The sequence below is a fragment of the Salegentibacter sp. BLCTC genome, assembly GCF_015143665.1.
Taxonomy (GTDB): Bacteria; Bacteroidota; Bacteroidia; order Flavobacteriales; family Flavobacteriaceae; genus Salegentibacter; species Salegentibacter maritimus.
Window position 1 is genome coordinate 103570 of the sequence record NZ_WYEW01000001.1, and the last position, 23821, is coordinate 127390.

Sequence of the window (23821 nt, forward strand, 5' to 3'; positions counted from 1 at the left end):
TTATGGAAGAAACTACATTAATCTTACTGCAATTGCTTTTGGCGCATATTTTAACCGATTTTGTTTTGCAGCCCACTAGCCTCGTAAAGCAAAAGCGAGATAAAAAAGCAAGTTCCTGGTTTTTATATTTTCATTCGTTTTTAGCCGGTTTCCTAACCTATGTATTGCTTCAAAAATGGGAGTTATGGTATATACCTATTGTAATTAGCTTAACTCATTTCTTTATCGACTTGTGGAAACTTCAACACAAAAAAGATACATTAAAACTGTTTCTTTTAGATCAATTATGGCATATTTTAATCATAATATTAGTTTGGCTCTACCTTGTTGGAGGTTATTCAGAATTAATTCCTTTTATCGCGAAGTTATTTTCTTCACAACAGTTTTTAGTGATTATTATCTCATATTTACTGGTTGTATTTCCTACAGGTTTTTTAATAGGCAAAGCTACCCGCCGCTGGCATATTGAACTTGAACCTAATAGCAAAAATCATAGTCTGGAGGCTGCAGGAAGGTACATAGGTATTTTTGAAAGGATATTAGTGCTTACCTTTATTTTAACTCAAAATTTTTCAGCGATAGGTTTTCTTATTGCAGCAAAATCTATCTTACGCTTTAGCGATAAAACAGATGCGAGCGCGAGAAAACAAACCGAATATGTGCTTATAGGTACTTTAATGAGTTTTGCAATTACCATAATTATAGGACTGCTAGTACGCTACTTCTTCTAAAAGCTGAATGTTGCTTTGTATGCGCTCTTTTACAATATTCATCATTCGTTTGTTTAAGGCAGAAGAGTTTTTTATATAAGTAGCATATTCCTCTAAAGTAAATTGCCCAATAATAATACCTTTCAAGCTATTCCTAAATTTTATATCCTTTTGTATGGCGTTTTCAATATAAATAAAACGTTGCTCCAGTTTTAGTTCATAAAATTTATTCTTATGCTTTTTTATATAATTTCTAAAAACTTCCAACAACAAGTCATTTTGAAGTTTAATAACAGGTCGTAAAGTTTTATTCTGAAATTGCTCGTCTAGACTCATGTTTTCTGAAACTCTGGCCGAAGGAATTTCTGGCCTAAGTGCTACTAATTGAAGGTCACGTGGTATCATAAGAACTAAGTTTTCTTAAATTTAATAAACTTTAAATCTCAAAAGTCAGGCCCCTTTATTTACTTGTAAACTACTTATAAACATTGTACACGTTAAAATCGTCTTAATCGGCCTGTCTAAGCCTATTCTTATTTTTATATTTAAAAGAAAGCCTTAATCAACCAAGTTTTAAAAATCTTTAATTATAAAATGATAATTTCAAGAAACCCCTACACAGGTGAAGAAATTTCGAAACATCAAGAATTAAGTGATACCGAAATTGAAAATTGTATACAAAACGCACATACCAGATTTCATCTCTGGAAACAGACTTCTTTTGCAGAGCGCAGTAATTTAATGATGAAAGCAGCAAAAGAACTTAAGGACAATTCCCAGGAATATGCCGAAGCTATTACAAAAGAAATGGGGAAACCTATTACCCAGGCTATTGCCGAAATAGAGAAGTGCGCATGGGTTTGTGAATATTATGCCGAAAATGCGGCCACACAATTAAAAGACGAAACAATAAAAACCGATGCTAAAAAATCATATGTTTCTCATGAACCATTAGGTGTTGTCCTGGCAGTGATGCCCTGGAATTATCCATTTTGGCAGGTATTTAGATTTGCGGCACCGGCGCTAATGGCCGGAAATGTGGCCATTTTAAAACATGCCAGTAATGTAATGATCTCTGCTGGAAATATTCAAAAAGTATTTGAAAAAGCAGGTTTTCCGAAAGATTGCTTTCAAAATCTTATAGTGGGCAGTAAAAAAGTTGAAAATATAATTCGTAATAAAAGAGTAAAGGCTGTAACCTTAACCGGAAGTGGTCCTGCCGGAAGTAGTGTAGCATCTATTGCCGGAGAAGAAATCAAAAAATCGGTTTTGGAACTCGGGGGTAGTAATGCGCTGGTGATATTTAAAGATGCCAATATAACTAAAAGTGTTAAAACCTGTGTACAAGCTCGTTTTCAAAATACAGGTCAGAGTTGTATTGCCGGAAAACGTTTATTGTTGCATAAAGATATCGCCGAAGAATTTCTTGATGAATTTACCAAACAGGTGCGCGAGTTGAAAAGTGGCGATCCGATGGATAAAGAAACTTTTATAGGGGTAATGGCTAAAGAAACCCTGGCAGAAGACCTGGAAGACCAGGTAAAAGATTCTGTAAAAAAGGGGGCAAAAATCATTTTAGGAGGAAAACGTGATGGAGCTTATTTCGAACCTACTATTTTAACCGAAGTAAAGAAAGGTATGCCGGTTTTTGATGAAGAAACCTTTGGCCCGGTAATTTCGATAACCGAATTTAAGAATGATGAGGAAGCAATAGAGCTTGTTAATTCTTCGAATTTTGGATTGGGAGTTTCAATTTTTACTGAAGATGAAAACTTTGCCATTAAAATGGTCCCCAAATTTGAAGATGGGGCCGTTTTCGTGAACGAGTTGGTTAAAAGTGATCCCAGACTTCCCTTTGGAGGTACTAAAATTTCCGGCTATGGAAGAGAGTTATCACATCACGGAATCAAAGAATTTATCAATAGAAAAACCGTTTATTTTAATAAATATTAGTGTTAGCATGAAATTTGGAAAAGTAGAAAACCCCGAGGATATAGACTTTAATTTACCCGAAACCCATGTAGATACCATTCAAACATTAAACAAAGAAGGAGACAAAGAAGGTTTTAAAGATGTAAGAATTGGTTGTGCTAAATGGAATAGAAAAGATCTCAAAAATTTCTATCCCAGGGGTACCAAAGATGAGTTAATGTATTACTCTTCCCAGTTTAATAGTATAGAATTCAATGGTTCTTTTTATAGAATGTACCCGGAGGAGCAATTTAAAAAATGGTATGAAAAGGCTGAAGATGATTTTAAATTCTTTCCAAAAGTACCCAGGCTTATTAGTCATTTAAAGCGATTAAATGAAACCAGGGAACTAACAGACGATTTTATAAAAAACCTACTTCAGTTGAAGGAGAAATTAGGAATGGTTTTCTTGCAAATGCCAGAAAATTTTTCACCAAAGTTTATAGAAAGACTGGATAGTTTTTTCGCTTATTGGCCAAAAGAAATTCCTCTTTCCGCTGAAGTTAGACACGAAAATTGGTATGCAGATGAGACAGTTGCTAACGAATTTTATGATGTGCTAAAATCACGGGATATAGCACATATTATTACAGATACCGCGGGAAGGCGGGATCTTATTCACATGCGGTTAAGCAATACTACAGCCTTTATTAGATACAACGGAGCTAATCATGGCTCAGATTATACCAGATTAGACGATTGGGTGGTTAAGTTGGAAGAGTGGCAAAAAGAGGGCTTGCAAAATGTTTACTTTTTTGTGCATCAAAATGTAGAAGAAGCTTCCCCATTACTTTCAGCATATTTTATAGAGAAATTCAATAAAAGATTTAAAACAGATATACAAATACCTAACACTTTAAAATAAAATGAAACAGCAAGAAGTAGCAGTAACCGTAGATAGCGTAGTTTTTTGTAACGCCAATAATAAGTTTAAGGTTTTACTCATAAAAAGAAGAAACGATCCTTTTGAGGGCCGGTGGGCATTACCTGGAGGATTTATTGATGAAAATGAAGATTTGATTACAGCAGCAAAACGAGAACTGAAGGAAGAAACAGGAGTGATTGTGAACACTATGGAGCAGGTGAGAGCTTTTGGAAAGCCGGGCCGCGATCCCAGGGGTAGAACTATTTCTATAGCTTTTGTGAGCAGGATTTTTGAGGAAGCAAAACTTAAGGCCGGTGATGATGCTGCAGAAGCCTCCTGGGTAAATATAGATCATTTGCCTCAGCTTGCATTTGATCACGCTGAAATTATTGAAGCCGCCAAAAACTACTTATAGTTTTTTTAATTTTATAGCCTTATTTTTTGTAAAAACAATAAAATACAAGGTACATATTAGGAAGCCGGTAAAACTTTAAAAAGCTTTTACCGGCTCATTTTTAATAGCTATTTTTAAAAGAAAAAAATGAGATTTCATACTAGAAAATGGATTAAACCAGAAGATTTAAACCCAAACGGTACTTTGTTTGGAGGTAAACTATTAGCATGGATAGATGAAGAATGCGCTCTATATAGTATTATTCAATTAGAAAACTCTAAATGTGTTACCAAGTATATGAGTGAAATTAATTTTCAGAATTCAGCTAGACAGGGCGACATTGTAGAAATAGGAATAGAAGTACTAAAATTTGGAACTTCTTCTTTAACATTAAAATGTGAGGTTAGAAACAAAATGACCCGTTCTACAATAATTACTATAGACAAGGTAATTATGGTTACTTTAGATGAAGACGGTAAACCAACACCTCACGGCAAAACTAAGGTAGAATTTGTGAAAGACAGGCTTCAGGATAGAGCTTAAATCTTCTCACAAAACAGTACGATTTTGTCGTTATTTATGTTGGTGGTGAAAAATACATAATTTTTACCGCCATCTTTTATTTTAAATTTTTTTCTAAGTAAAGCCACGCTTTCTGGGAAATTTCTAAGACTAATATTGGCCTGATAATCCTTAAATTTTTTCTTTAGCGAAGATGGTTTATATATCTGTAAATCAAGTATTTTAAATTTTCTTCCAGGAAAATTAATTTGCCTATCTGAAGTATATAAATGTGAATTGGGATGAAGTTTTGAAATATGGGTTTTTACAGCAAGCTCTTCAAATAAACCGCTTTTCATTATGGCCGCATTAGGTTCATAGAGAAAGCTTTGTGGTTGTGAGTAACTAATTCCAATTTTAGTACTATTAAAAGTTCCGGTAAATTCTTCTGTTTTGTTTTTTGTGAAATTCAATGTTTTTATTTTCGGCGAAGAAGTTGTCTCTTTCGTTAAAAGCCATAATAATTCTTTCACTTCATTATCTACGGCTATAATATGAATTTCTTTTACAAATTTTAATTCTGAAATACCTGCTTGTAAATCGAGTAGTGGGGAGGTTTTAATAAGAATTACGTCTGATTTACTAAAGAGTAAATCGAGGTTCTCTGGAATGTTGGGCAAACAATCTGCTAGTTTAAACACCTTGCCGCCGTGGTTATCCCGCCGGGAAGAATCTGCATAGATACCATCGAATTTTAAATTACTCCTCTGAAGAAAATCTATACTATTTTGGTTTATAAAGTGAATATTTTTACAGCCCAAATGTTTCAGGTTGTGTATGGCAATTTCTGATAATTGTGGGTTTATTTCACAATGAAATACTTCTTTAAAGTTTTTGGCAAAATAAAAATCGTCTATTCCCAGTCCGCCGGTTAAATCTATTAAACACTCACCATTTAAAAGCGAAGCTTTATAGTTTGCAGTTATTTCAGAAGAAGTTTGCTCTATATTTACCTTTGGAGGATAAAATATATTGGTTTCCTTAAACCAGTTGGGCAGTTTTTTCTTTGCTTTTTGTAATCCTGTTAGTTGTTGCGCCAATTCCGAAGAAGAAATTTGTGGAAAAGGGCTTTTACGTAGCGCTAATTCCGCCGGTGTTTTTTTTAGGTTTTCCCTTAAAAACTTCTGTACTTCGGGATCTAGTAAAGCTCTATTCAAAAGAAAAGGTTTAAAGGTCGCGAGTAAGTCGTTTTACGATCTTGTACTCACTTAAAGATTCTTTAGCAATTACTTTTAAAGCTGTATAAAAAGGAACGGCCACTACCATTCCGGCAATTCCAAATATAATTCCGGCTATTAAAATAATAAGAAAAATTTCTAATGGATGCGATTTTACGCTGGCACCAAAAATCATTGGCTGTGAGATCATATTATCTATAAGCTGGCAAATAGCATAGCCTAACATAATATACCCCAATTTTGGTAAAATAATTAATTGAAAATCTGCGCCCAGGTTACTTGAAATTACAAAAAGAGCCATTAAAATCCCGGCAAACAGCGGCCCTAAATAGGGAACCAGGTTAAGAAAGGCACAAATAAAAGCGATCGCTATGGGATTGTTGATTTCAAAAACACTAAGCAGAATAGCGTAGAGTACGAATAAAACCGTAATCTGCAATGTTAGTCCTACAAAATATCTGGATAATAGGATTTTAATTTTATTGAAGACACGCTGAAATTTTTGCTCATCTCCGCGGTTAGCAAAAACCAGTATACTATTTAGCATTAACTTACTGTCTTTAAGCAGAAAGAAGGAGATAAAAAGTATAGAGAACAACGCGATTAAAGTTGCCCCCAAAATGCTAAAAACATTGTTTAAAAGCCGTGGAACGGCACTAATATCAAAGTTCCTAATAAATTCACTTTGTTTAAGGCCTTCCACTAAGTTAATTTCTTCTACGCCCAAATAATTGTTTACCTGGTTGTTAAGCTCGTTAAGGTCGCTTCTAAAAGCTTCCATGTCTATACGACTTAAATACTGACTTTGCTCAATAACAATGGGTACAAAAACGAGTATGATACCGGCAAAAATAGCGAGCACTAGAATAAGCACCAGAACCACTGAAAGTCGGTTTGGAATTTTTAGGCGCTGTTTTAAAAAAATAACCACCGGGCGACCTACCAGCGAAATTACCGCTGCGATGGCAATGTACACCAGCACCGATTGGATTTCATATAAAAAATAGAGTAAAAGAATAATGCCAACCATTATTCCCGCAGCCCTTAAAATTCCTAATGTAATTGATTTTGAATTCACGTGGTAAATATATTATTTCTTACTGAATGCAGATATTGTTTTCGATATTTCATATAAGGCTATTCCTGCGGCCTGGGCAACATTCATACTGCTGTTTTGACCAAACATATTGATGTGTAGGTGTTTATCTGAAATTTTCAGCAGCTCATTATTTATTCCTGAAGCTTCATTTCCCAGTATCAGAATAATATTTTTCTTAGCTCTTTTATACTTAAAACTATTTATAGGTTTACTCACTGAAGTAATTTCCAGGGAAATTATTTCAGCATTTGCCTTAGATTGTTTAATAAAACCAAGAACATCTTCTGTAAACTCATGTTGTACTGTTTTGTGTGTATTTCTGGAGGTTTTTTGAAGCCTTCTACTGTTAAGCTTTGGTTCAATACCCGAAAAAATGATTTTTTCAATATTAAATGCATCGGCAAGCCTAAAGATGCTACCAATATTTGCTTCTCCCGAAATACTGTCAAGTACCAGGCTTATAGGAAAATTTTCCTTAGTAAACTTTTCGTCGAAATGAGAGAGTTGTTCCATTAATTTTCAAAAACGTATTTTAAAATGTTTGCTCCCATTTGTAATGCTTTTAACCGCACCTCTTCAGGATCATTATGAACTTGTTGGCTTTCCCAGCCATCACCAAGATCACTTTCTACTGTAAATAACAAGATTAACCTATCTTCATTGAAAATTCCAAAAGCCTGTGGCGGTTTATTATCGTGCTCATGAATTTTAGGTAAACCACCGGGAAAGTTATAGGCACTAGAAAATATTGGGTGACTTGCTGGTAACTCTTCCAGTTTTTTTTCAGGAAAAATTTTCGCCAATTCTTTTTCCAAATATTGCTGCATCCCATAATTATCGTCTATATGCAGAAAACCACCGCTTAAAAGGTAATTTCTAAGGTTCATGGCTTCTTCCTCATTAAAAATCACATTCCCATGCCCGGTCATATGCACAAAAGGATATTGAAAGATGTCTGAACTTGCCGGAGTAACAGTAACGGGTTTGGGGTTTATACCGGTGCCAACATTATTATTGGAAAATGTAATTAAATTGGGGAGAGATGTTGGGTTAGCATACCAGTCGCCCCCTCCATTATACTTTAAAACTGCAATTTCCTGTGCTTTTGTAGATTGGAAAAAAACAAGGAATATGAAAATTGGAGTATATTTTTTAAAACTCAACATATTTGTAAAAGTATCAATAAAAATGAGTTGTAAAAATTAATCCTGATTAATAAGTGCAATAGTATGGCAGGCTACAATAGCCGCAGTCTCGGTTCTTAATCGGCTTTCGCCTAAACTTACAGGAAGCCATTGTTTTTCTAGAGCCTGTTTTATTTCTTTAGCGGAAAAATCGCCTTCAGGACCAATAAGTATGGTGATTTTTTCTTTGGGTTTAGCCTTGTTTTTTAAAGAAACACGGGGAATATCCTCTTCACAATGCGCAATAAATTTTTGCCCTTCAGATTCAAGATTAATATACTCTGAAAAACTAATCACTTCGTTAAGTACAGGTAATCTATAATGCAAAGATTGTTTCATCGCACTTTGTAATACACGTTCGTAACGATCTGGTTTTATAGTTTTCCTTTCACTATGATCACAAATTATAGGCGTTATTTCGTCTATACCAATTTCTGTAGCTTTCTCCAGGAACCATTCATACCTGTCATTCATTTTTGTAGGTGCTACAACCAGGTGCAGGTGATGAGTTTTAACAGGTGCTTCTTCGAGCTTATTGATTTTTGCCAAACACTGTTTTGGATTGGCTTCAATTATTTCACAGGTAAATAAAAAACCTTTTCCATTAGTTACCTTTAAAATATCGCCTTCGCTTTTACGCAAAACTTTTGCTATATGCCGACTTTCATCTTTTGGAAAAACAATTTGCTTATCGTTTTTTTTAATATTTGGGGTGTAGAAAAGTTGCATAGCCTAAAATTTATAGCGTGCCTGGGCCGTGGTGGAAAAATCGGAAAAATCCCGGTTCAAATATTTATAATGGCCAGCTATGGCAATCATTGCCGCATTATCTGTTGTATATTCAAACTTAGGGATAAAACAATTCCAGCCATATTTTTTTTCGGCTTCAACCAGGGCATTTCTAATACCACTATTTGCCGAAACACCACCGGCAATCGCAATTTGATTGATTCCGGTTTGTTTTACCGCTTTTTTAAGTTTATCCATTAAAATTCTTACAATAGAAAACTGAATAGAAGCGCAAATATCTTTTAAATTTTCATCAATAAAATCTGGATTTTCTTTGGTTTGTTTCTGCACAAAATAGAGTACCGAGGTTTTAAACCCGCTAAAACTAAAATTTAAATCAGGTACTTTTGGATTAGGAAAAGGAAAGGCTTTTGGATTCCCTTCCTTTGCATATTTATCTATTAAGGGGCCACCGGGATAGGGAAGCCCTAAAATTTTGGCGCTTTTATCAAAAGCTTCGCCAACAGCATCATCTGTAGTTTCCCCAATTACTTCCATCTCGAAATAATTAGAAACTTTCACAATTTGAGTATGCCCGCCACTTATGGTTAAAGCCAGAAAAGGGAAATCTGGCTTTTTATAGTTTTCTTCCTCTATAAAGTGTGCCAAAATATGCGCCTGCATATGGTTTACCTCAATAAGCGGAACTCCTAAGCCCAGGGATAAAGATTTAGCGAAAGAGGTTCCAACAAGTAATGAACCCATTAGTCCCGGCCCACGTGTAAATGCAATTGCAGATATATCTTTTTTGCCGATATTTGCCCTGGCTATGGCCTGGTGAATCACGGGAACTATGTTTTGCTGGTGTGCCCTGGAAGCAAGTTCCGGTACCACGCCTCCGTATTGTTGGTGTACTTCTTGAGTAGCAACAATGTTAGATAGTATTTTTCCGTTATGTATTACAGCTGCTGCTGTATCGTCGCAGGAAGACTCGATCCCTAATATGTAAATATTTTGTGAAGCCATTAAGAAATAAGGGGCATAGAAATTGTTAATATTGTGTACAAAGTTAAAATATAAAAGCGTATCAAAAAATTCTGGAAAATATTAACTAGAACAGTGGTTGCGCTGCTTTTGCTTTTTGTCATTATTTTGATAATCTTCTCTATTCCTGCCGTACAAACAGGAGTAGCCAACCGTATTACTGCATCTATCAACGAAAAAAACAATGTTGATATTTCTATAGACCGGGTAAGCTTAACCTATTTTGGCAAAGTGAAAATTAACGGAATTTATATTGAAGACCATCATAAAGATACCTTAATTTTTTCTGAAGAATTGCGCACTTCGCTCCCCGGTGTTTCTAACCTGCTTAGCAATAATCCAAATTTAGGAAATACTTATTTGGAGGGTTTAAAGCTTAAAATGCGTCGATATAAAGGAGAGGACAGGGATAATCTTGGGAAATTTATCCAAAAACTGAGTAAGAAACCTTCTGGAGATTCTATTCCATTTCAGTTGTTTATGGATAGGGTTGAAATTTCTGATGCTCATTATAGTTTTATCAATGAAGATAGTGACAATCCTGAATTTGTAAGTCTTGATAGTTTAAATATTTACGCAAAAGACTTAAAGATAAAAGGTCCGGAGATTAGTGTAATCATTGAAAGATTAAAAGCAAAGGAAAAACGCGGATTAAATATAGATAATCTAAGCACGCGTTTCTTATATAGCCCTAAACAAATGGTTTTTGATGACCTTATGATTCAAACACCCCAGTCTTTAGTTAACGCTGATCTTGAGTTTAATTATAAAATTGAAGATTTTTCTGATTTTGAAAACAAGGTGCAAATAACCGGTACTTTTACTGAAAGTGTAGTTTCCAGTACAGATTTAAGGGCTTTTTATAACGAATTTGGAAAGAATCAGTTGATCCAATTAGATACCGATTTTATAGGTACACTAAATAACTTCCAGCTTCCCAATGTTCGGTTAACCGGTATGGACCGTAGTACACTTCGTGGAAATGTTAACATTCAAGGTGCCTTTTCCAAGAATGGGGAAGATTTTGAGCTCACCGGGGATTTTTCAAATTTCACCACGAATTATTACGATCTGGTTAATTTACTGCCAGGGGACTTAAGGGGGAAGCTTCCTGAAACCTTGCGTGAATTTGGCAACTTGAGGATGCAAGGTAATGCTATTGTTACTAATGCTAATTTGGATGCCGATGTGCGTATAAATACACAACTGGGCTCGGCTGAAGCAGATGTTGTTTTACGCGGATTTAATAATTCACAAGACGTAATCTATACAGGAAAACTTATTTTTAAGGAGGTTAATATTGGAAAACTTGCCAATAACGCAAACCTTGGAAAAACAAGTTTTAACCTGGATATAGATGGAACCGGCTTTAACGCCGAGACCCTGGATGCTGAGCTAAAAGGACAAATATCCAAACTACAATTTAATAATTATACCTACCAGGGAATTAGGGTGATAGGTAATCTTAGAAACCCTGTTTTTAATGGTTTATTAATGGCCAACGACCCTAATTTAAAAATGGAGTTTAACGGTTTGGCAGACCTTTCTGAAGATATCAATAATTACGATTTTGAAGCTTCTGTTGGATATGCGAATTTAAACGCCCTAAACTTTGTTACCCGCGATAGCCTCTCTATTTTTAAAGGAGATGTTATTATGAATATGAAGGGTACAAGTATAGATGATGCCTTTGGTGAAATATTGTTGCTTAATACTTCCTACCAGAATCAAAACGATCTTTATTATTTTGATAATTTCAGTATTACTTCCAGTTTTGAAGGGCCCGAAAGAACCTTAAGTATAAATTCGCATGATGTGATTAGTGGTGAAATTAAAGGAGATTTTATTCTTTCTGAAATAAGGCCTTTAATTGAAAACTCTTTGGGGAGTATTTATACTAATTATAAGCCCCGCACCATCACTAATAATCAATACCTGGAATTTGATTTTGATATTTATAATAAAATTGTTGAAGTATTTTACCCGGAAATAAACCTGGCACCAAATACCTTTATTCGCGGCCACCTGGCTTCAGATGAATCTGAATTTAAAGTAAACTTTCGTTCTCCTAAAATAGATCTCTTTGGAAATATGATGGAGACGGTAAACTTAAATGTAGATAATACCAACCCTATTTACAATACTTATTTTGAAGCTGATAGTGTTTCAACCGGATTATATAATTTTTCAGAATTCAGTTTTATTAATGTAACCCAAAGGGATACTCTTTTTATTAGATCTGAATTCCAGGGAGGCAGAAATAATGAAGATGTTTTTAATGTAAACCTCTTTCATACTATTAATGAGAATAACAAATCGGTAATAGGAATTCAGCGATCAGACCTTACTTTTAAAAATAATACCTGGTACTTGAATGAAGAGGGCAATAAAAGTAATAAGATTGTTTTCGATCTTGATTTTAAGGACATTACAATAGATTCTTTGGTGATGAGTCATAAGAACGAAGAGATTAGGTTAAGTGGGGAAATGCGGGATACTACCTATAAAGATTTCAAAATGGAATTTGAAAATGTAGATATAGGTAAGCTTACGCCACATATAGATAGCCTTCGTCTTGCCGGAACTTTAAATGGTAAACTCGATTTATTACAGGAAGATGGAGCCTATTATCCAAATACAGCTTTAAATATAGATTCCTTAGATATTAATGATAACCTTTTGGGAAATTTTGTTCTAAATGTAGAAGGAAATGAAACGCTTACTAATTACGATGTAAATGCCAATTTAAAAAAAGATGGCCACGTATCCTTAAATGCCATTGGAAATATAGATGTTAGTGAAAGTGAACCCACAATCGACCTGGGGGTCACATTAGAGGATTTAAACCTGGCTGCTTTTAGTCCTTTAGGGCGTGACGTGATTAGTGATATAAGGGGAGTAGCCACGGGAGATGCAAAAGTTACCGGAAATTATAAAAATCCAGATTTTTCAGGAAGTCTTAGTTTGGACAACGCCGGTTTACGAATTCCTTACCTAAATGTTGATCTTGCTTTTAATGATGCGGCGAAGGTTAATTTAAATGAACAGCAGTTTATTTTTGACGATGTAGAGATTGAAGACACTAAATACCAAACAACGGGTACTCTTAATGGTAGTATAGGACATGAAAATTTTAAGGAATGGAACCTGGATTTAAATATAGATACCAATAGGCTTTTGGTTCTGGATACCGAAGGTGATGAGGATGCACTTTACTATGGAACTGCTTTTATTAGCGGAGACGCCAGTATTGCCGGTCCTACAGACCAGTTGGTGATAGATGTTACGGCAAGCACAGAGCGTGGTACGGTTTTTAAAATACCTCTAAGCGATACAGAGTCTGTTGGCGATAACTCATATATTCACTTTTTAAGTCCAGAGGAAAAGGCTGCCAGAGAAGCAGGGCAGACTATAGAATTGCCAGAGGTAACCGGGCTTGAGCTTATTTTTGACCTGGATATTACCAATGATGCTGAAGTTGAAGTAGTGGTAGATCAAACCAGTGGAAGTACCTTAAAAGGTCGCGGCTCCGGAAATTTATTATTGGAAATTAATACCAATGGCAAGTTTAATATGTGGGGGGACTTTGTGGTTTACGAAGGAGTGTATAACTTTAAATACGCCGGACTTGTTCAAAAAGTTTTCAATGTAGAATCTGAGGGGAGTATTAATTGGAATGGTGATCCAACCGAGGCGCAATTAGATGTAAGTGCTATTTATGCCCTTAACGCAAACCCTGCAGTATTGTTAGAAAATCCTTCTATTAACAGGAAAATTCCTGTAGAGGTTATTATTAACCTACAAGGTGAAATAATGCAGCCCGATATTACTTTCGATATCGATTTTCCTAATGCCAGTTCTGTAGTTCGATCAGAATTAGAGTATAGAATGGATGACCGTTCAAGCAAGGAACTCCAGGCCTTATTCCTGGTTACCCAGGGTGCATTTTATAGTGAATTTGGCTTAAGGCAAAATGCTATTACTGGAACACTTGCCGAAAGGGCTTCCAGTATTGTTAATGATATTTTTGCGGGGGATGATGGTAAATTTCAGGTAGGCGTAAATTATGTACAGGGAGATCGTACACCCGATCAACAAACTGTAGATAGGTTTGGTCTCACCCTTTCTACTCAAATTAGTGATAGAGTTATTATAAATGGGCAGGTAGGGGTTCCTATTGGTAGAGTAACCGAATCTATTATAGTTGGCGACCTGGAAATAGATTTCCTTTTAAATGAAGACGGAACCTTAAGGGCCAAGGTTTTTAACCGGGAGAATAATATTCAGTTTATTGGGGAAGAAATCGGGTTTACACAAGGTATTGGATTGTCGTATTCGGTAGATTTTGACACATTTAAGGAGTTGCTTCGAAAAATTGCCAGTACAGAAATTGAGGCTCTAAATGAAGAAATGAAACCAGATTCAGAAACACGTCCTGTAACCCCTGATTACATAAGATTTCCCGACGAAAATTCAAATTAAAAAGAAGCTTTAAAACTTCTTCTTTTTCTTTTAAGATTTCTCCTTAGTTTGTAATTTTAGACAAGAAATAGAAAGATATGACAAAAAAGATAAAACGAATTGGAGTAATGACTTCGGGTGGCGATGCTCCTGGGATGAATGCTGCAATTAGGGCAGTGGTTAGAGCCTGTGCTTATTATCACATAGATTGTGTAGGATTTATGAAGGGCTTTCAGGGAATGATAGATGGCGATTATGTAGAGCTTAATGCCCGTAGTGTTCGCAATATTATTAACCTTGGAGGTACAATACTTAAATCGGCCAGATCTGAAGAGTTTAGAACTAAAGAAGGTCGGGAAAAGGCTGCTAAGCATTTAAAAAAGGCTGAAGTTGACGTTATGATTCTTATTGGTGGTGATGGTACTTTTAAAGGCGGCCAAATATTTAGCGCAGAGCATAACATTCCAATTATTGGTGTCCCCGGAACTATAGATAACGATATTTTTGGAACCCATTATACCATAGGCTATGATACTGCTTTAAATACGGTAATTGACGCTGTAGATAAAATTAGAGATACCGCGAGCTCACATAACAGGTTGTTTTTTGTGGAAGTAATGGGGCGTGATGCCGGTTTTATAGCCTTAAATAGTGGAATTGGAGCCGGTGCTGAAGAAATTCTTATTCCGGAGGAAGATCTTGGTTTAGATCGTTTACTAAATTCCCTGGAGCGTAGTAGGCGTTCGGGAAAAACTTCCAGTATAGTTGTAGTTTCAGAAGGAGATAAAATTGGTAAAAACGTTTTTGAACTGGCAGACTATGTAAAAGAGAATTTACCCTATTATGATGCAAAAGTAACCGTGTTGGGTCATATACAGCGGGGAGGTAGCCCCACTTGTTTTGATCGTGTTTTAGCGAGCAGGTTATGCGTAAAGGCGGTTGAGCTGGCGTTAGACGGGCAACAAGATATTATGGTAGGTATGCTAAATAATGAGGTACAGGCTATTGAATTAAACAAAACTTTACAATCTAAACCAACTATTAATAAAGATTTGCTTCGCATTTCTGATATTTTATCTGTATAAAAAATGAAAACAGTAGCAATTATTGCCCATAACGGTAAGAAGGCAGAAATGGTTCAGTTTTTAAATAACCATAGAGAATCGCTTCAGGCCAAGAATATAAAACTTATTGCCACCGGAACTACCGGTGCAAAAACCGAAAGCGCAGGTTTTGAGGTAGAAAAATTACTTTCAGGACCTCTGGGGGGAGATGCGCAAATAGCTTCCCGAATTGCAGAAGGAAAAGTAGATATGGTAATTTTCTTTAGAGACCCGTTAGACAAGCATCCGCACGAGCCCGATATTTTTATGCTAATGCGCTTATGCGATGTTCACGATATTCCACTAGCAACCAATCCGGCAAGTGCCAGGTTATTAATGCAGGCGTTTTAGATATTATTTTTTCTTAGACAGTTTTGCGATTTTTAAGCTTTGAAAATATCTGACCTAAAGCCTTAGGCATTTAATAGAAATAAGCTTAGTGCTGTTTTTTTCTATAGACAGAACTCAATATACTATCAAGAGATAATTGAGGTCTATTTATCTTAAAATGAAAAACCAGCGTTTTTTTAAAAAGCTCTAAAATAAAATACCTCGTGGCAAGACAACGAGGTATTTTATTATTATGAGTGAAGCCTCACAGTCACGATAATTATCGGTTACCGGGTAAAGCTGTTTATTTTAATTTTACTCTTTTACTGCTATAGCACTAATTTCTACGTTTACAAACTTAGGCAAGTTAGCAACCTCTACAGTTTCCCTGGCAGGGGCAGTTTCAGCATTAAAATAGTTGGCGTAAATCTCATTGATTTTAGCGAAATTATTCATATCGCTTATAAAAATGGAAGTTTTAATTACGTTTTCAAAATCCATTCCGGCTTCAGCGAGAATTGCTTTAAGATTTTCCATCACCCTAATTGTTTCCTTTTGAAGTTCTTCGGTTTCCAATTCACCTGTTTCAGGATTAAGTGCTATTTGTCCTGAAATAAAAAGCATATTTCCGGTTAATACGGCTTGATTATAAGGGCCAATAGGAGCAGGGGCCTGGTTGGTCTTAATTATTTTTTTCATTGTTTGTACTATTTAAAATTTATAATCTTCGATCTGGTTCATTACGTTTATCGTATTTAATATCACTTAAAATAGCCGATTTAATTCCAATAAAGAAATACCAGGATCTACGCTCACTAAAAGGAACCCAGTTAAAACTTAACCTCCAGGTATTTAAATCTCGTTGAAACCTTAGCTGTGTATAAGTAAAACCTAAATCTTTTAAATCGTAACCAGAGGAGGCGCCTACCATCCATTTTGGAGAGAGCTCAACATCTCCCGAAAACATAATAGAATGTGAGGTAATCTCGTTTTGGCGTGCAGAATTATTATAGGTCATGGTATAAGACATTCTTAAATCCCATGGAATTTTATAATTATACCAGTTGTCATTTCGTTCGGGACGATCTTCATCGGCAAATGGGTCTTCCTCTTCGTCATAAAATTTTCCGTCAAGGTCGGTTCCTTTTCCAAAAAGGTCATCACGCCTACCACCACCTCTATAGGTGTCATTATCTATATCGTCCTGATTTTCATCTTCGCCTTCATCTTCAAAATCCTTGCTGGAAAAAGAATACCCAAAACTTACATTGGCGTTGGTAAACCTAAATAAACTTCCACCATTATTAATATTTAATTTATTTGTTCTTTGATTATTATTGTCCAGTGCATAAATATCCATATTTCCCGCAACGTTGATATCCAGTTTATCTCTTACAATGGGAATGCTTCCACGTAGAGCAATAGGTGAGAGTCTTGGTTGCCCTTTTTCTGCAGAAAGGTTATATGCTGTACTCATGCTGAAATTATTCAGCAAAGATATTTTTTCGGGTTCTGTAGCAGTACTGTCTTTAGAACGCACTTTGGCTTCCAGGGTATTACTAATACTTAATCCCAGTGAACTGGAGAACCGGTTGCCGGGAGCTCCATACAATGTTCCACTAAACCTGGAATAATCTACCATATTGGTTTCTAGTGGGTTTGCAGGGTTAATCCGTTCATAAGTATCATAATATTGATCGAATGCAGGGTTTACATTATAACTCACCGAAGGGCGCATAACGTGCCTAATTGCCTGTATTTTTTTGTCTTTTCCGAAGTTTTTTAAACCATATAACGTGGTACCAATGCTGGCTCCAAAATTATAAGTTCGGTAAGAATCAAACCCATTTATAGTATCTATAACCACTTCATCATTAAATTCGTCGTACGACTGTTCAAAAGTTTTAAAAACCCAATTCTCTTCGTAATTAGCATTAGCACTAACACTTAGGTAATTAAATAATTTAAAGTTAGTGGAAACAGGAATAGAGTGTTGGGCACCATAATTGGCATCTTTAAACATTTCGGGTTTGAAGAATAGAGAGTCGGTAGTTCTAATTTGGTTCTCCCCCCGTAAATTATATTGAAAGTTAATATTTTCTATCAATCCCTTTTTAGATCCGGTTTTTGGAGCAAATGGGTAAATACGTGTCATACTTGCCTGTAAGGTAGGTAAACTCATATTTATAGTTTGTGTTCTTGTATTTTGGCTATGTCTGGCAGCGATACTTAAATTCACCTGCGGATCACCTGGGAAAGTTTTACTGTAGGATACCGATGAACTTAAAGAATTGGTTAAGAAATTCCCTGTATTCATTTGGTTTACAGAATTTTGGTAGTAAGTGCTACTTCCTAAATTCACAGATGCATTAAACCTGGAATTTGGATTTGCTTTGGCATCCTGATTGTGCGACCATTGTATATTATATTCTGTTCTTTCTGAATAATCGGGAAAACCACGTTCACTTTGATATTGATTTTCGTAGCGTATCCTAACATTTCCGCGGTAGCGATAACGCTTGGCATAATTACTTTCCAGTCTTACTGCATAACTTCCATTTGTATAATAGTCTCCCAGGGTAAGCAGGTCTACATAATCACTTATGGCAAAATAATATCCCCCGTTTTGCAGAAAATAACCACGCTGGCTATCCCCAAAACTGGGAATAATAAAACCAGAGGTCTCTTCTTCGGTTAAGGGAAAGTAGCCAAAAGGTAATCCCAAAGGGGTAGGAACATCGGCTAGGTACATATTTACAAGGCCGGCTACAATTTTTTTGTCCGGGACAAATTTTATACGTCTTGCATAGAAAAAATAGTCGGGGTTTTCTAAGTCTTCATCGGTGGTAAAACGCACATTTTGCATAAAATACACCGAATCGTTCTCACGTTTGGTGACTTCTCCTTTCACATTAAAACTAGCCTGTTGTGTTCTTGAGTTATATACCAGCGCTCTTTCGGTATCAAAATTAAAGCGAATAGAATCTGGTTCTACGGTTTGATTGCCCTGAACAAAAACCGGTTTTTGAGAATATGCCCCGGTAGAATCGGGAATTCCGTATGCGTAGACTTCATTTTTATCGTTATCTATAATAATTAGGCCTGCGTTAATTTGCATATCGCCATAGATAATTTGGGCTTCATTATAGAGAAACATCCTATTTTCCTTTTGGCTAATGCGCATATAATCTTTAGCCTCATATTTAACGGCATCGGTAATAAGCTGATTTCCTTTTTGTGGAGGTTGTAAGGAATCGCCCAAAATACTATCGGTGGCCTTGATGGTTTGTGCCAGCGGTAATGAATCGCCAACGGTAACAATAGTGTCCCTTTCCTTGGCATCTAAGTTTATTTCGGTATTGTTTCCTATTTCCTGGGCGTTTAAACAAACGAAAGGAAGCAGTATAAATATACAGCAAAAAAGTATGTTAGGTATGTTTGTTTGCAATGCTCTAAGTGCTATTTTTGTAAAGAATGGCTTGCTTTTTGCAAATTCAAAATTACATATATTTTTTCAGCTTAGATTTGAGAATCACTGAAAAAAAGTAATTAAAATAATCAGCACAAATTTAGCGTTACCTTTTTTATGAGAACGAACCTACTTAAACTTTTCGTATTTTTTATATTTTTTCTTGGCAACTCGCAGCATTTACTTGCTATAAACGATACTCCTAGAGATCGTTTTGTAGTTGTTCTTGATGCCGGTCATGGCGGCAAAGATCCGGGTAATACGGGAAATGGCTTTAAGGAAAAGGATATTGCACTTAATATTATTTTAAAAATTGGGGAAGCTTTGGAAAAAAAGGGAGGGATTGAAGTAATTTATACCCGGGATACTGATGTTTTTATCCCTTTAGCTAAAAGAGCCAGAATAGCCAACGAGGCCGATGCCGATCTTTTTGTTTCTGTACATTGTAATGCCCACAACTCCCAGGCCTATGGTACCGAAACTTTTGTATTGGGTTTGCATAAAACCAAAGAAAACTTCGAGGTTGCTAAAAAAGAGAACTCAGTAATCTTTTTAGAGGAAGATTATGAGGTGACCTATGGAGGGTTTAATCCTAATTCTCCCGAATCTTATATAGGAATGGCTTTAATGCAGGAGGAATACCTAAATCAAAGTATACTTTTGGCTGATTTTATCCAGAAAAATTTTACCCATAATTTAAAAAGAAAAGACAGGGGAGTGAAGCAAGCGGGTTTTTTGGTTTTAAAAAACGCTGTGATGCCGAGTGTACTTATAGAAACCGGTTTCCTTACCAATAATCACGAAGGTCCATATTTAAATAGTACTTCAGGTCAAAATAAAATGGCGGCTGCTATTGTAGAAGCTATAGATAAGTATGCCAATAGTATAAATTTATCCAGCTTGCAAAATATAGGTAACTCCTCTATATCCAACTCTAATAATCAGGACGAATTACAGGACGAAGTTTATGAGGGTATAACATTTAAAATTCAATTGGCTGCAGGTTCCAAAAAATTAGAAACCAAAGCATATAACTTTAAAGGCTTACAAAACGTAGAACGCTCCAGGGAAAATGGCTTATACAAATATTATTATGGGGCCACCTCTAACTATACCAGAATTAACGAACTTCATGATAAAGCAAAGCAAAATGGATATCCTTCAAGTTATATTGTAGCTTTTAAAGGTGGGGATAAGATTACAGTTAATGAGGCGTTAAAAACAAAGTAAAATAAGGCTTCTTTTCTATTTTTATTTCTAAATTTGTTTTTATCTTAAAAAAATAGCTTTTGAAATTTACACGTGAAGTAAAAACTGCATTATTAGCAATAATTGCTATCCTCCTACTTATTTTTGGTTATAGTTTCTTAAAAGGTAAGAATCTACTGGAATCCAGTAGAACTTTTCATGCGGTTTATAACGATGTGGAAGGTCTATCACCTTCTTCGGCTGTAACTATAAACGGTTTAAAGGTTGGGCAAGTCACAAAAATTAACTTCCTGGATTCTAAAGGAACCCTTGTTGTAAGCTTTACGGTAGAAAACGACTTTCAGTTTTCCAGGAATAGTACCGCTCAAATTTATGGAGGTAATATTATTGGGGGGAAATCTTTAGCCATAATTCCAGACTACAAAAAGGGGGAGATGGCTAAATCTGGAGATACCTTAAATAGCGAAATTGAAGAAGGTATAATGGAGCTGGTTAATGACAGGTTAACACCGCTTCAGGAAAAGGTTGAAAATACGATAGTTAGTGCAGACTCCCTGGTAACTGCAGTGAATAAAATTTTAAACGACAGTACACGGTACAATATTAGAAATACTTTTAAAGACCTTAATGCTACCGTAGCTTCATTTAAAGTTACTGCCAATACCTTAGAGGGTATTATTGGTGGAAACTCAGATAATATTAATAGGACTTTTACCAATCTTGATGAAATAACTACCAATTTCAATACTTTTTCAGATAGTTTAACCCAAATGGATATTGGTAAGATTACCAAAGATTTGGAAAAAGTAGTAGCTGATTTTGAGAGTATCTCAGATAAATTAAATAATAAAGAAGGTACTGCAGGTAAATTGATTAATGATGATGCCGTTTATAACAACCTGGATAATGCCACAAAACAGCTAGAACAATTACTGCAAGACGTAAAACTGAATCCTAAACGATATGTCCATTTTTCTGTTTTTGGAAAAAATCCTGAGCCTTATCAGGAGCCTAAAGAAAAGGATTCTATAAAATAAACCATCATGCAAATTATTGCCCAGATCTTATTTTTACTTGCCCTTGTAGCCGGAATCGGATTTTTTATTAGAAATATTCGTAAGTTAATTAGGAATATTAAGTTAGGCAGGGAAGTAGATAGAAGCGACAATAAAGGGGAGCGCTTTGCTAAAATGGCCAGGGTAGCTTTTGGTCAGAGCAAAATGGTGAAAAAACCAATATCAGGTTTTCTTCATGTAATTGTTTATGTAGGTTTTATAATTATAAACATTGAAGTTGTTGAAATTATAATAGATGGATTATTCGGTACACACCGTGTACTTTCATTTATGGGAGGTTTTTATAACATTTTAATTGGCTCTTTTGAAATACTGGCCTTATTAGTCCTTATTGGTGTAATTGTTTTTTGGATAAGACGAAACCTTCTTAATATTTATCGTTTTCTGAGCAGAGAATTAAAAGGTTGGCCCAAGAATGATGCTAATTATATTCTATATTTTGAAATGGTACTTATGGTACTTTTTCTGGTAATGAATGCTACAGATTATCAGCTTCAATTAAATGCTGCGCCACATTACGCCAGCGAAGCCGGAATTACAGGAGCTTTTCCAATTAGTCAATTTTTGCTGCCTATTTTTGAAGGAATGAGTAATGCTACACTCATTATTATTGAGAGAACAGCCTGGTGGTTACATATTTTGGGGATTCTTTTCTTCCTTAATTACCTATACTATTCAAAGCATTTACATATTCTACTTGCTTTTCCAAATGTTTATTTATCAAAACTTCGTCCCCAGGGAGAGATGGATAATTTGCAATCTGTTACCGACGAAGTTAAGCTCATGATGGATCCCGACGCCGATCCTTTTGCAGCTCCAGCTGAAGAAGAAACTAGCGCTGAACCGGAGAAATTCGGTGCTTCAGATGTCTTTGATCTTAATCAGGTACAGCTACTAAATTCCTACACCTGTACAGAATGTGGAAGATGTACTGCCGAATGCCCTGCAAACCAAACCGGTAAAAAACTTTCTCCGCGAAAAATTATGATGGATACCCGGGATAGGCTGGAAGAAGTAGGCGATATTATTAATAAAAAAGGGAAATACGAAGATAACGGTAAGCAATTACTGGACGATTTTATATTGCGTGAAGAGTTATGGGCCTGTACCAGTTGCAATGCCTGTGTAGAAGCCTGCCCAATAGGTATAGATCCTTTATCTATTATTTTAGACATGCGTAGGTATTTAGTTATGGAAGAAAGTGCTGCTCCTAACGAGCTAGCTATTGCCATGACCAATATTGAAAACAACGGTGCTCCCTGGCCTTATAATCAACAGGACAGATTGAATTGGGCCAAAGAGAATTAATAGCTGAAAGAACCGGAAATTTTAAAAACAATTTTTTGAATATTTAGGATAAGAAAAAGTTCTAAGAAAAATTAAAAACATTTAGATATGGCAGAAGCATTAAAAGTACCTACAATGGCCGAGTATATGGCAGCGGGTAAAAAACCTGAAGTATTATTTTGGGTGGGCTGTGCCGGTAGTTTTGATGATAGGGCAAAGAAAATAACTAAAGCTTTTGTAAAACTTTTACATGCAGCAGGGGTAGATTTTGCCGTCTTGGGAACAGAAGAGAGTTGTACCGGAGACCCTGCAAAGCGGGCGGGTAACGAATTTCTTTTTCAAATGCAGGCTGCAACAAATATAGAGGTTCTTAATGGTTACGAAATAGAAAAAGTAGTAACCGCTTGTCCTCACTGCTTTAATACAATAAAAAATGAGTATCCGGCCCTGGGTGGTAATTACGAAGTAATGCACCATACGCAATTTTTAAAAGCTCTTTTAAATGAAGGGAAGTTAAAAGTTGAGGGTGGAAAATTTAAAGGCAAACGTATCACATTTCATGACCCTTGTTATTTAGGGCGTGCCAACGGCGAATATGAAGCTCCACGTGATCTACTTCGAAAGCTGGAAGTAGAACTCGTAGAAATGCGTAAGTGTAAATCTAACGGACTCTGTTGCGGTGCCGGTGGTGGCCAAATGTTTAAAGAGCCGGAACCTGGTAACAAAGATGTAAATATAGAAAGAACCGAGCAGGCTATGGAAGTAAAACCTGAAGTTATTGCTGCTGGTTGTCCCTTTTGTAATACCATGATGACAGATGGGGTAAAAGGGAAAAATAAAGAAGATAGTGTAGCAGTAATGGATGTCGCAGAACTTATTGCTAACGCTCAGGATTTATAGTTAATATTTCCAACAAATAGCTTTGTTCAATTAAGTTAAGCGTTTTAATAGCTGCTGAGCAATATTATACCTCTATTTAGTCTTGCTTACCTTATAGTTTAGACGTCATAATTTTATAAAGTACCTGACGAAAAACAGGGACGCTATTAGATGAATATTTACTTTAATATCCATAAAAGGCCGGCATTGTTTAATCTCAATTATCGAGTAAAAAAATCAAACGTTAAAAGGCATAACTATATTTGAGACAT

At 35.7% G+C, this 23821-nt stretch carries 21 protein-coding genes; 12 read left to right on the top strand and 9 right to left on the bottom strand.

Annotated features, from left to right (window positions below; genetic code table 11):
* The first annotated feature begins 2 nt into the window (after nucleotides 1-2).
* Entirely contained in the window at nucleotides 3-731 is a 729-nt protein-coding gene (locus GUB10_RS00505) for a DUF3307 domain-containing protein (protein ID WP_193709490.1), read from the top strand.
* Here GUB10_RS00505 and GUB10_RS00510 read toward each other — a convergent pair.
* Nucleotides 711-1115 (bottom strand): glyoxalase, encoded by a 405-nt coding sequence (locus tag GUB10_RS00510; RefSeq protein WP_193709491.1) that lies wholly within the window; start codon nucleotides 1113-1115, stop codon nucleotides 711-713. The genes GUB10_RS00505 and GUB10_RS00510 overlap by 21 nt on opposite strands.
* A gap of 189 nt (nucleotides 1116-1304) precedes the next feature.
* Here GUB10_RS00510 and GUB10_RS00515 point away from each other — a divergent pair, with 189 nt between their 5' ends.
* The 4 genes from GUB10_RS00515 (at nucleotide 1305) to GUB10_RS00530 (ending at nucleotide 4483) form a co-directional block, all read left to right on the top strand.
* The gene (locus GUB10_RS00515) at nucleotides 1305-2663 is read left to right on the top strand and encodes an NAD-dependent succinate-semialdehyde dehydrogenase (protein ID WP_193709492.1); all 1359 of its coding nucleotides are present in this window, start codon (nucleotides 1305-1307) and stop codon (nucleotides 2661-2663) included.
* A 7-nt stretch (nucleotides 2664-2670) separates the two neighbouring features.
* Entirely contained in the window at nucleotides 2671-3546 is an 876-nt protein-coding gene (locus tag GUB10_RS00520) for a DUF72 domain-containing protein (protein WP_193709493.1), read from the top strand.
* Between the two features lies 1 nt (nucleotide 3547).
* Nucleotides 3548-3961, top strand: a complete 414-nt coding sequence (locus tag GUB10_RS00525) for an NUDIX hydrolase (protein WP_193709494.1) — start codon at nucleotides 3548-3550, stop codon at nucleotides 3959-3961.
* 126 nt (nucleotides 3962-4087) lie between these two features.
* The gene (locus GUB10_RS00530; protein WP_193709495.1) at nucleotides 4088-4483 is read left to right on the top strand and encodes an acyl-CoA thioesterase; all 396 of its coding nucleotides are present in this window, start codon (nucleotides 4088-4090) and stop codon (nucleotides 4481-4483) included.
* Here GUB10_RS00530 and GUB10_RS00535 read toward each other — a convergent pair.
* From GUB10_RS00535 to tsaD, 6 genes are read right to left on the bottom strand one after another with little or no spacing between them, the layout of a single operon-like run.
* Nucleotides 4480-5658 carry a class I SAM-dependent methyltransferase gene (locus GUB10_RS00535; protein ID WP_193709496.1) on the bottom strand — a complete coding sequence of 393 codons (1179 nt, stop codon included), beginning with the start codon at nucleotides 5656-5658 and terminating at the stop codon, nucleotides 4480-4482. The genes GUB10_RS00530 and GUB10_RS00535 overlap by 4 nt on opposite strands.
* Nucleotides 5659-5668: 10 nt before the next feature.
* On the bottom strand, nucleotides 5669-6757 hold the full coding sequence (locus GUB10_RS00540; protein ID WP_193709497.1) for an AI-2E family transporter: 1089 nt from the start codon (nucleotides 6755-6757) through the stop codon (nucleotides 5669-5671).
* Nucleotides 6758-6769: 12 nt separating this feature from the next.
* Nucleotides 6770-7291 carry a TrmH family RNA methyltransferase gene (locus GUB10_RS00545; protein WP_193709498.1) on the bottom strand — a complete coding sequence of 174 codons (522 nt, stop codon included), beginning with the start codon at nucleotides 7289-7291 and terminating at the stop codon, nucleotides 6770-6772.
* The gene (locus GUB10_RS00550) at nucleotides 7291-7944 is read right to left on the bottom strand and encodes a DUF4159 domain-containing protein (RefSeq protein WP_193709499.1); all 654 of its coding nucleotides are present in this window, start codon (nucleotides 7942-7944) and stop codon (nucleotides 7291-7293) included. The genes GUB10_RS00545 and GUB10_RS00550 overlap by 1 nt, the downstream gene beginning before the upstream one ends.
* 36 nt (nucleotides 7945-7980) lie before the next feature.
* Nucleotides 7981-8691 carry a 16S rRNA (uracil(1498)-N(3))-methyltransferase gene (locus tag GUB10_RS00555; protein ID WP_193709500.1) on the bottom strand — a complete coding sequence of 237 codons (711 nt, stop codon included), beginning with the start codon at nucleotides 8689-8691 and terminating at the stop codon, nucleotides 7981-7983.
* A 3-nt stretch (nucleotides 8692-8694) separates the two neighbouring features.
* Nucleotides 8695-9717, bottom strand: coding sequence for a tRNA (adenosine(37)-N6)-threonylcarbamoyltransferase complex transferase subunit TsaD (gene tsaD / locus GUB10_RS00560; RefSeq protein WP_193709501.1), 1023 nt, complete (start codon nucleotides 9715-9717; stop codon nucleotides 8695-8697).
* A 93-nt stretch (nucleotides 9718-9810) separates the two neighbouring features.
* Here tsaD and GUB10_RS00565 point away from each other — a divergent pair, with 93 nt between their 5' ends.
* From GUB10_RS00565 to GUB10_RS00575, 3 genes are all read left to right on the top strand, one after another.
* Nucleotides 9811-14217: a translocation/assembly module TamB domain-containing protein gene (locus tag GUB10_RS00565; protein ID WP_370591066.1), complete on the top strand. Its 4407-nt coding sequence runs from the start codon at nucleotides 9811-9813 to the stop codon at nucleotides 14215-14217.
* Nucleotides 14218-14294: 77 nt separating this feature from the next.
* Nucleotides 14295-15281: a 6-phosphofructokinase gene (gene pfkA, locus GUB10_RS00570; RefSeq protein ID WP_193709502.1), complete on the top strand. Its 987-nt coding sequence runs from the start codon at nucleotides 14295-14297 to the stop codon at nucleotides 15279-15281.
* Nucleotides 15282-15284: 3 nt separating this feature from the next.
* Complete coding sequence (locus GUB10_RS00575) at nucleotides 15285-15650, top strand: methylglyoxal synthase (RefSeq protein WP_057483150.1); 366 nt, start codon at nucleotides 15285-15287, stop codon at nucleotides 15648-15650.
* A gap of 294 nt (nucleotides 15651-15944) precedes the next feature.
* On the opposite strand, the gene GUB10_RS00580 is transcribed toward GUB10_RS00575, so the two are convergent.
* Together GUB10_RS00580 and GUB10_RS00585 are read right to left on the bottom strand one after the other, a co-directional pair.
* A complete protein-coding gene (locus tag GUB10_RS00580; protein WP_193709503.1) occupies nucleotides 15945-16328 on the bottom strand; it encodes a Rid family detoxifying hydrolase in 384 nt (127 codons plus the stop codon).
* Between the two features lie 19 nt (nucleotides 16329-16347).
* Nucleotides 16348-19077, bottom strand: a complete 2730-nt coding sequence (locus tag GUB10_RS00585) for a putative LPS assembly protein LptD (RefSeq protein ID WP_193709504.1) — start codon at nucleotides 19075-19077, stop codon at nucleotides 16348-16350.
* A gap of 138 nt (nucleotides 19078-19215) precedes the next feature.
* Between GUB10_RS00585 and GUB10_RS00590 the strand changes: the two genes are divergently transcribed.
* From GUB10_RS00590 to GUB10_RS00605, 4 genes are all read left to right on the top strand, one after another.
* Nucleotides 19216-20328, top strand: coding sequence for an N-acetylmuramoyl-L-alanine amidase (locus tag GUB10_RS00590; RefSeq protein WP_193709505.1), 1113 nt, complete (start codon nucleotides 19216-19218; stop codon nucleotides 20326-20328).
* 59 nt (nucleotides 20329-20387) lie between these two features.
* A complete protein-coding gene (locus tag GUB10_RS00595; RefSeq protein ID WP_193709506.1) occupies nucleotides 20388-21344 on the top strand; it encodes an MlaD family protein in 957 nt (318 codons plus the stop codon).
* Between the two features lie 6 nt (nucleotides 21345-21350).
* Nucleotides 21351-22691, top strand: coding sequence for a (Fe-S)-binding protein (locus GUB10_RS00600; protein WP_193709507.1), 1341 nt, complete (start codon nucleotides 21351-21353; stop codon nucleotides 22689-22691).
* 87 nt (nucleotides 22692-22778) lie between these two features.
* Nucleotides 22779-23570 carry a (Fe-S)-binding protein gene (locus tag GUB10_RS00605; RefSeq protein WP_193709508.1) on the top strand — a complete coding sequence of 264 codons (792 nt, stop codon included), beginning with the start codon at nucleotides 22779-22781 and terminating at the stop codon, nucleotides 23568-23570.
* Nucleotides 23571-23821: the final 251 nt, after the last annotated feature.

What these genes read in the sequence shown, in the direction of transcription:
- GUB10_RS00505 (WP_193709490.1), top strand. Translation starts at nt 3, where the DNA reads ATGGAAGAAACTACATTAATCTTACTGCAATTGCTTTTGGCGCATATT.
- GUB10_RS00510 (WP_193709491.1), bottom strand. Translation starts at nt 1,115, where the DNA reads ATGATACCACGTGACCTTCAATTAGTAGCACTTAGGCCAGAAATTCCT.
- GUB10_RS00515 (WP_193709492.1), top strand. Translation starts at nt 1,305, where the DNA reads ATGATAATTTCAAGAAACCCCTACACAGGTGAAGAAATTTCGAAACAT.
- GUB10_RS00520 (WP_193709493.1), top strand. Translation starts at nt 2,671, where the DNA reads ATGAAATTTGGAAAAGTAGAAAACCCCGAGGATATAGACTTTAATTTA.
- GUB10_RS00525 (WP_193709494.1), top strand. Translation starts at nt 3,548, where the DNA reads ATGAAACAGCAAGAAGTAGCAGTAACCGTAGATAGCGTAGTTTTTTGT.
- GUB10_RS00530 (WP_193709495.1), top strand. Translation starts at nt 4,088, where the DNA reads ATGAGATTTCATACTAGAAAATGGATTAAACCAGAAGATTTAAACCCA.
- GUB10_RS00545 (WP_193709498.1), bottom strand. Translation starts at nt 7,291, where the DNA reads ATGGAACAACTCTCTCATTTCGACGAAAAGTTTACTAAGGAAAATTTT.
- GUB10_RS00550 (WP_193709499.1), bottom strand. Translation starts at nt 7,944, where the DNA reads ATGTTGAGTTTTAAAAAATATACTCCAATTTTCATATTCCTTGTTTTT.
- GUB10_RS00555 (WP_193709500.1), bottom strand. Translation starts at nt 8,691, where the DNA reads ATGCAACTTTTCTACACCCCAAATATTAAAAAAAACGATAAGCAAATT.
- tsaD (WP_193709501.1), bottom strand. Translation starts at nt 9,717, where the DNA reads ATGGCTTCACAAAATATTTACATATTAGGGATCGAGTCTTCCTGCGAC.
- pfkA (WP_193709502.1), top strand. Translation starts at nt 14,295, where the DNA reads ATGACAAAAAAGATAAAACGAATTGGAGTAATGACTTCGGGTGGCGAT.
- GUB10_RS00575 (WP_057483150.1), top strand. Translation starts at nt 15,285, where the DNA reads ATGAAAACAGTAGCAATTATTGCCCATAACGGTAAGAAGGCAGAAATG.
- GUB10_RS00580 (WP_193709503.1), bottom strand. Translation starts at nt 16,328, where the DNA reads ATGAAAAAAATAATTAAGACCAACCAGGCCCCTGCTCCTATTGGCCCT.
- GUB10_RS00590 (WP_193709505.1), top strand. Translation starts at nt 19,216, where the DNA reads ATGAGAACGAACCTACTTAAACTTTTCGTATTTTTTATATTTTTTCTT.
- GUB10_RS00600 (WP_193709507.1), top strand. Translation starts at nt 21,351, where the DNA reads ATGCAAATTATTGCCCAGATCTTATTTTTACTTGCCCTTGTAGCCGGA.
- GUB10_RS00605 (WP_193709508.1), top strand. Translation starts at nt 22,779, where the DNA reads ATGGCAGAAGCATTAAAAGTACCTACAATGGCCGAGTATATGGCAGCG.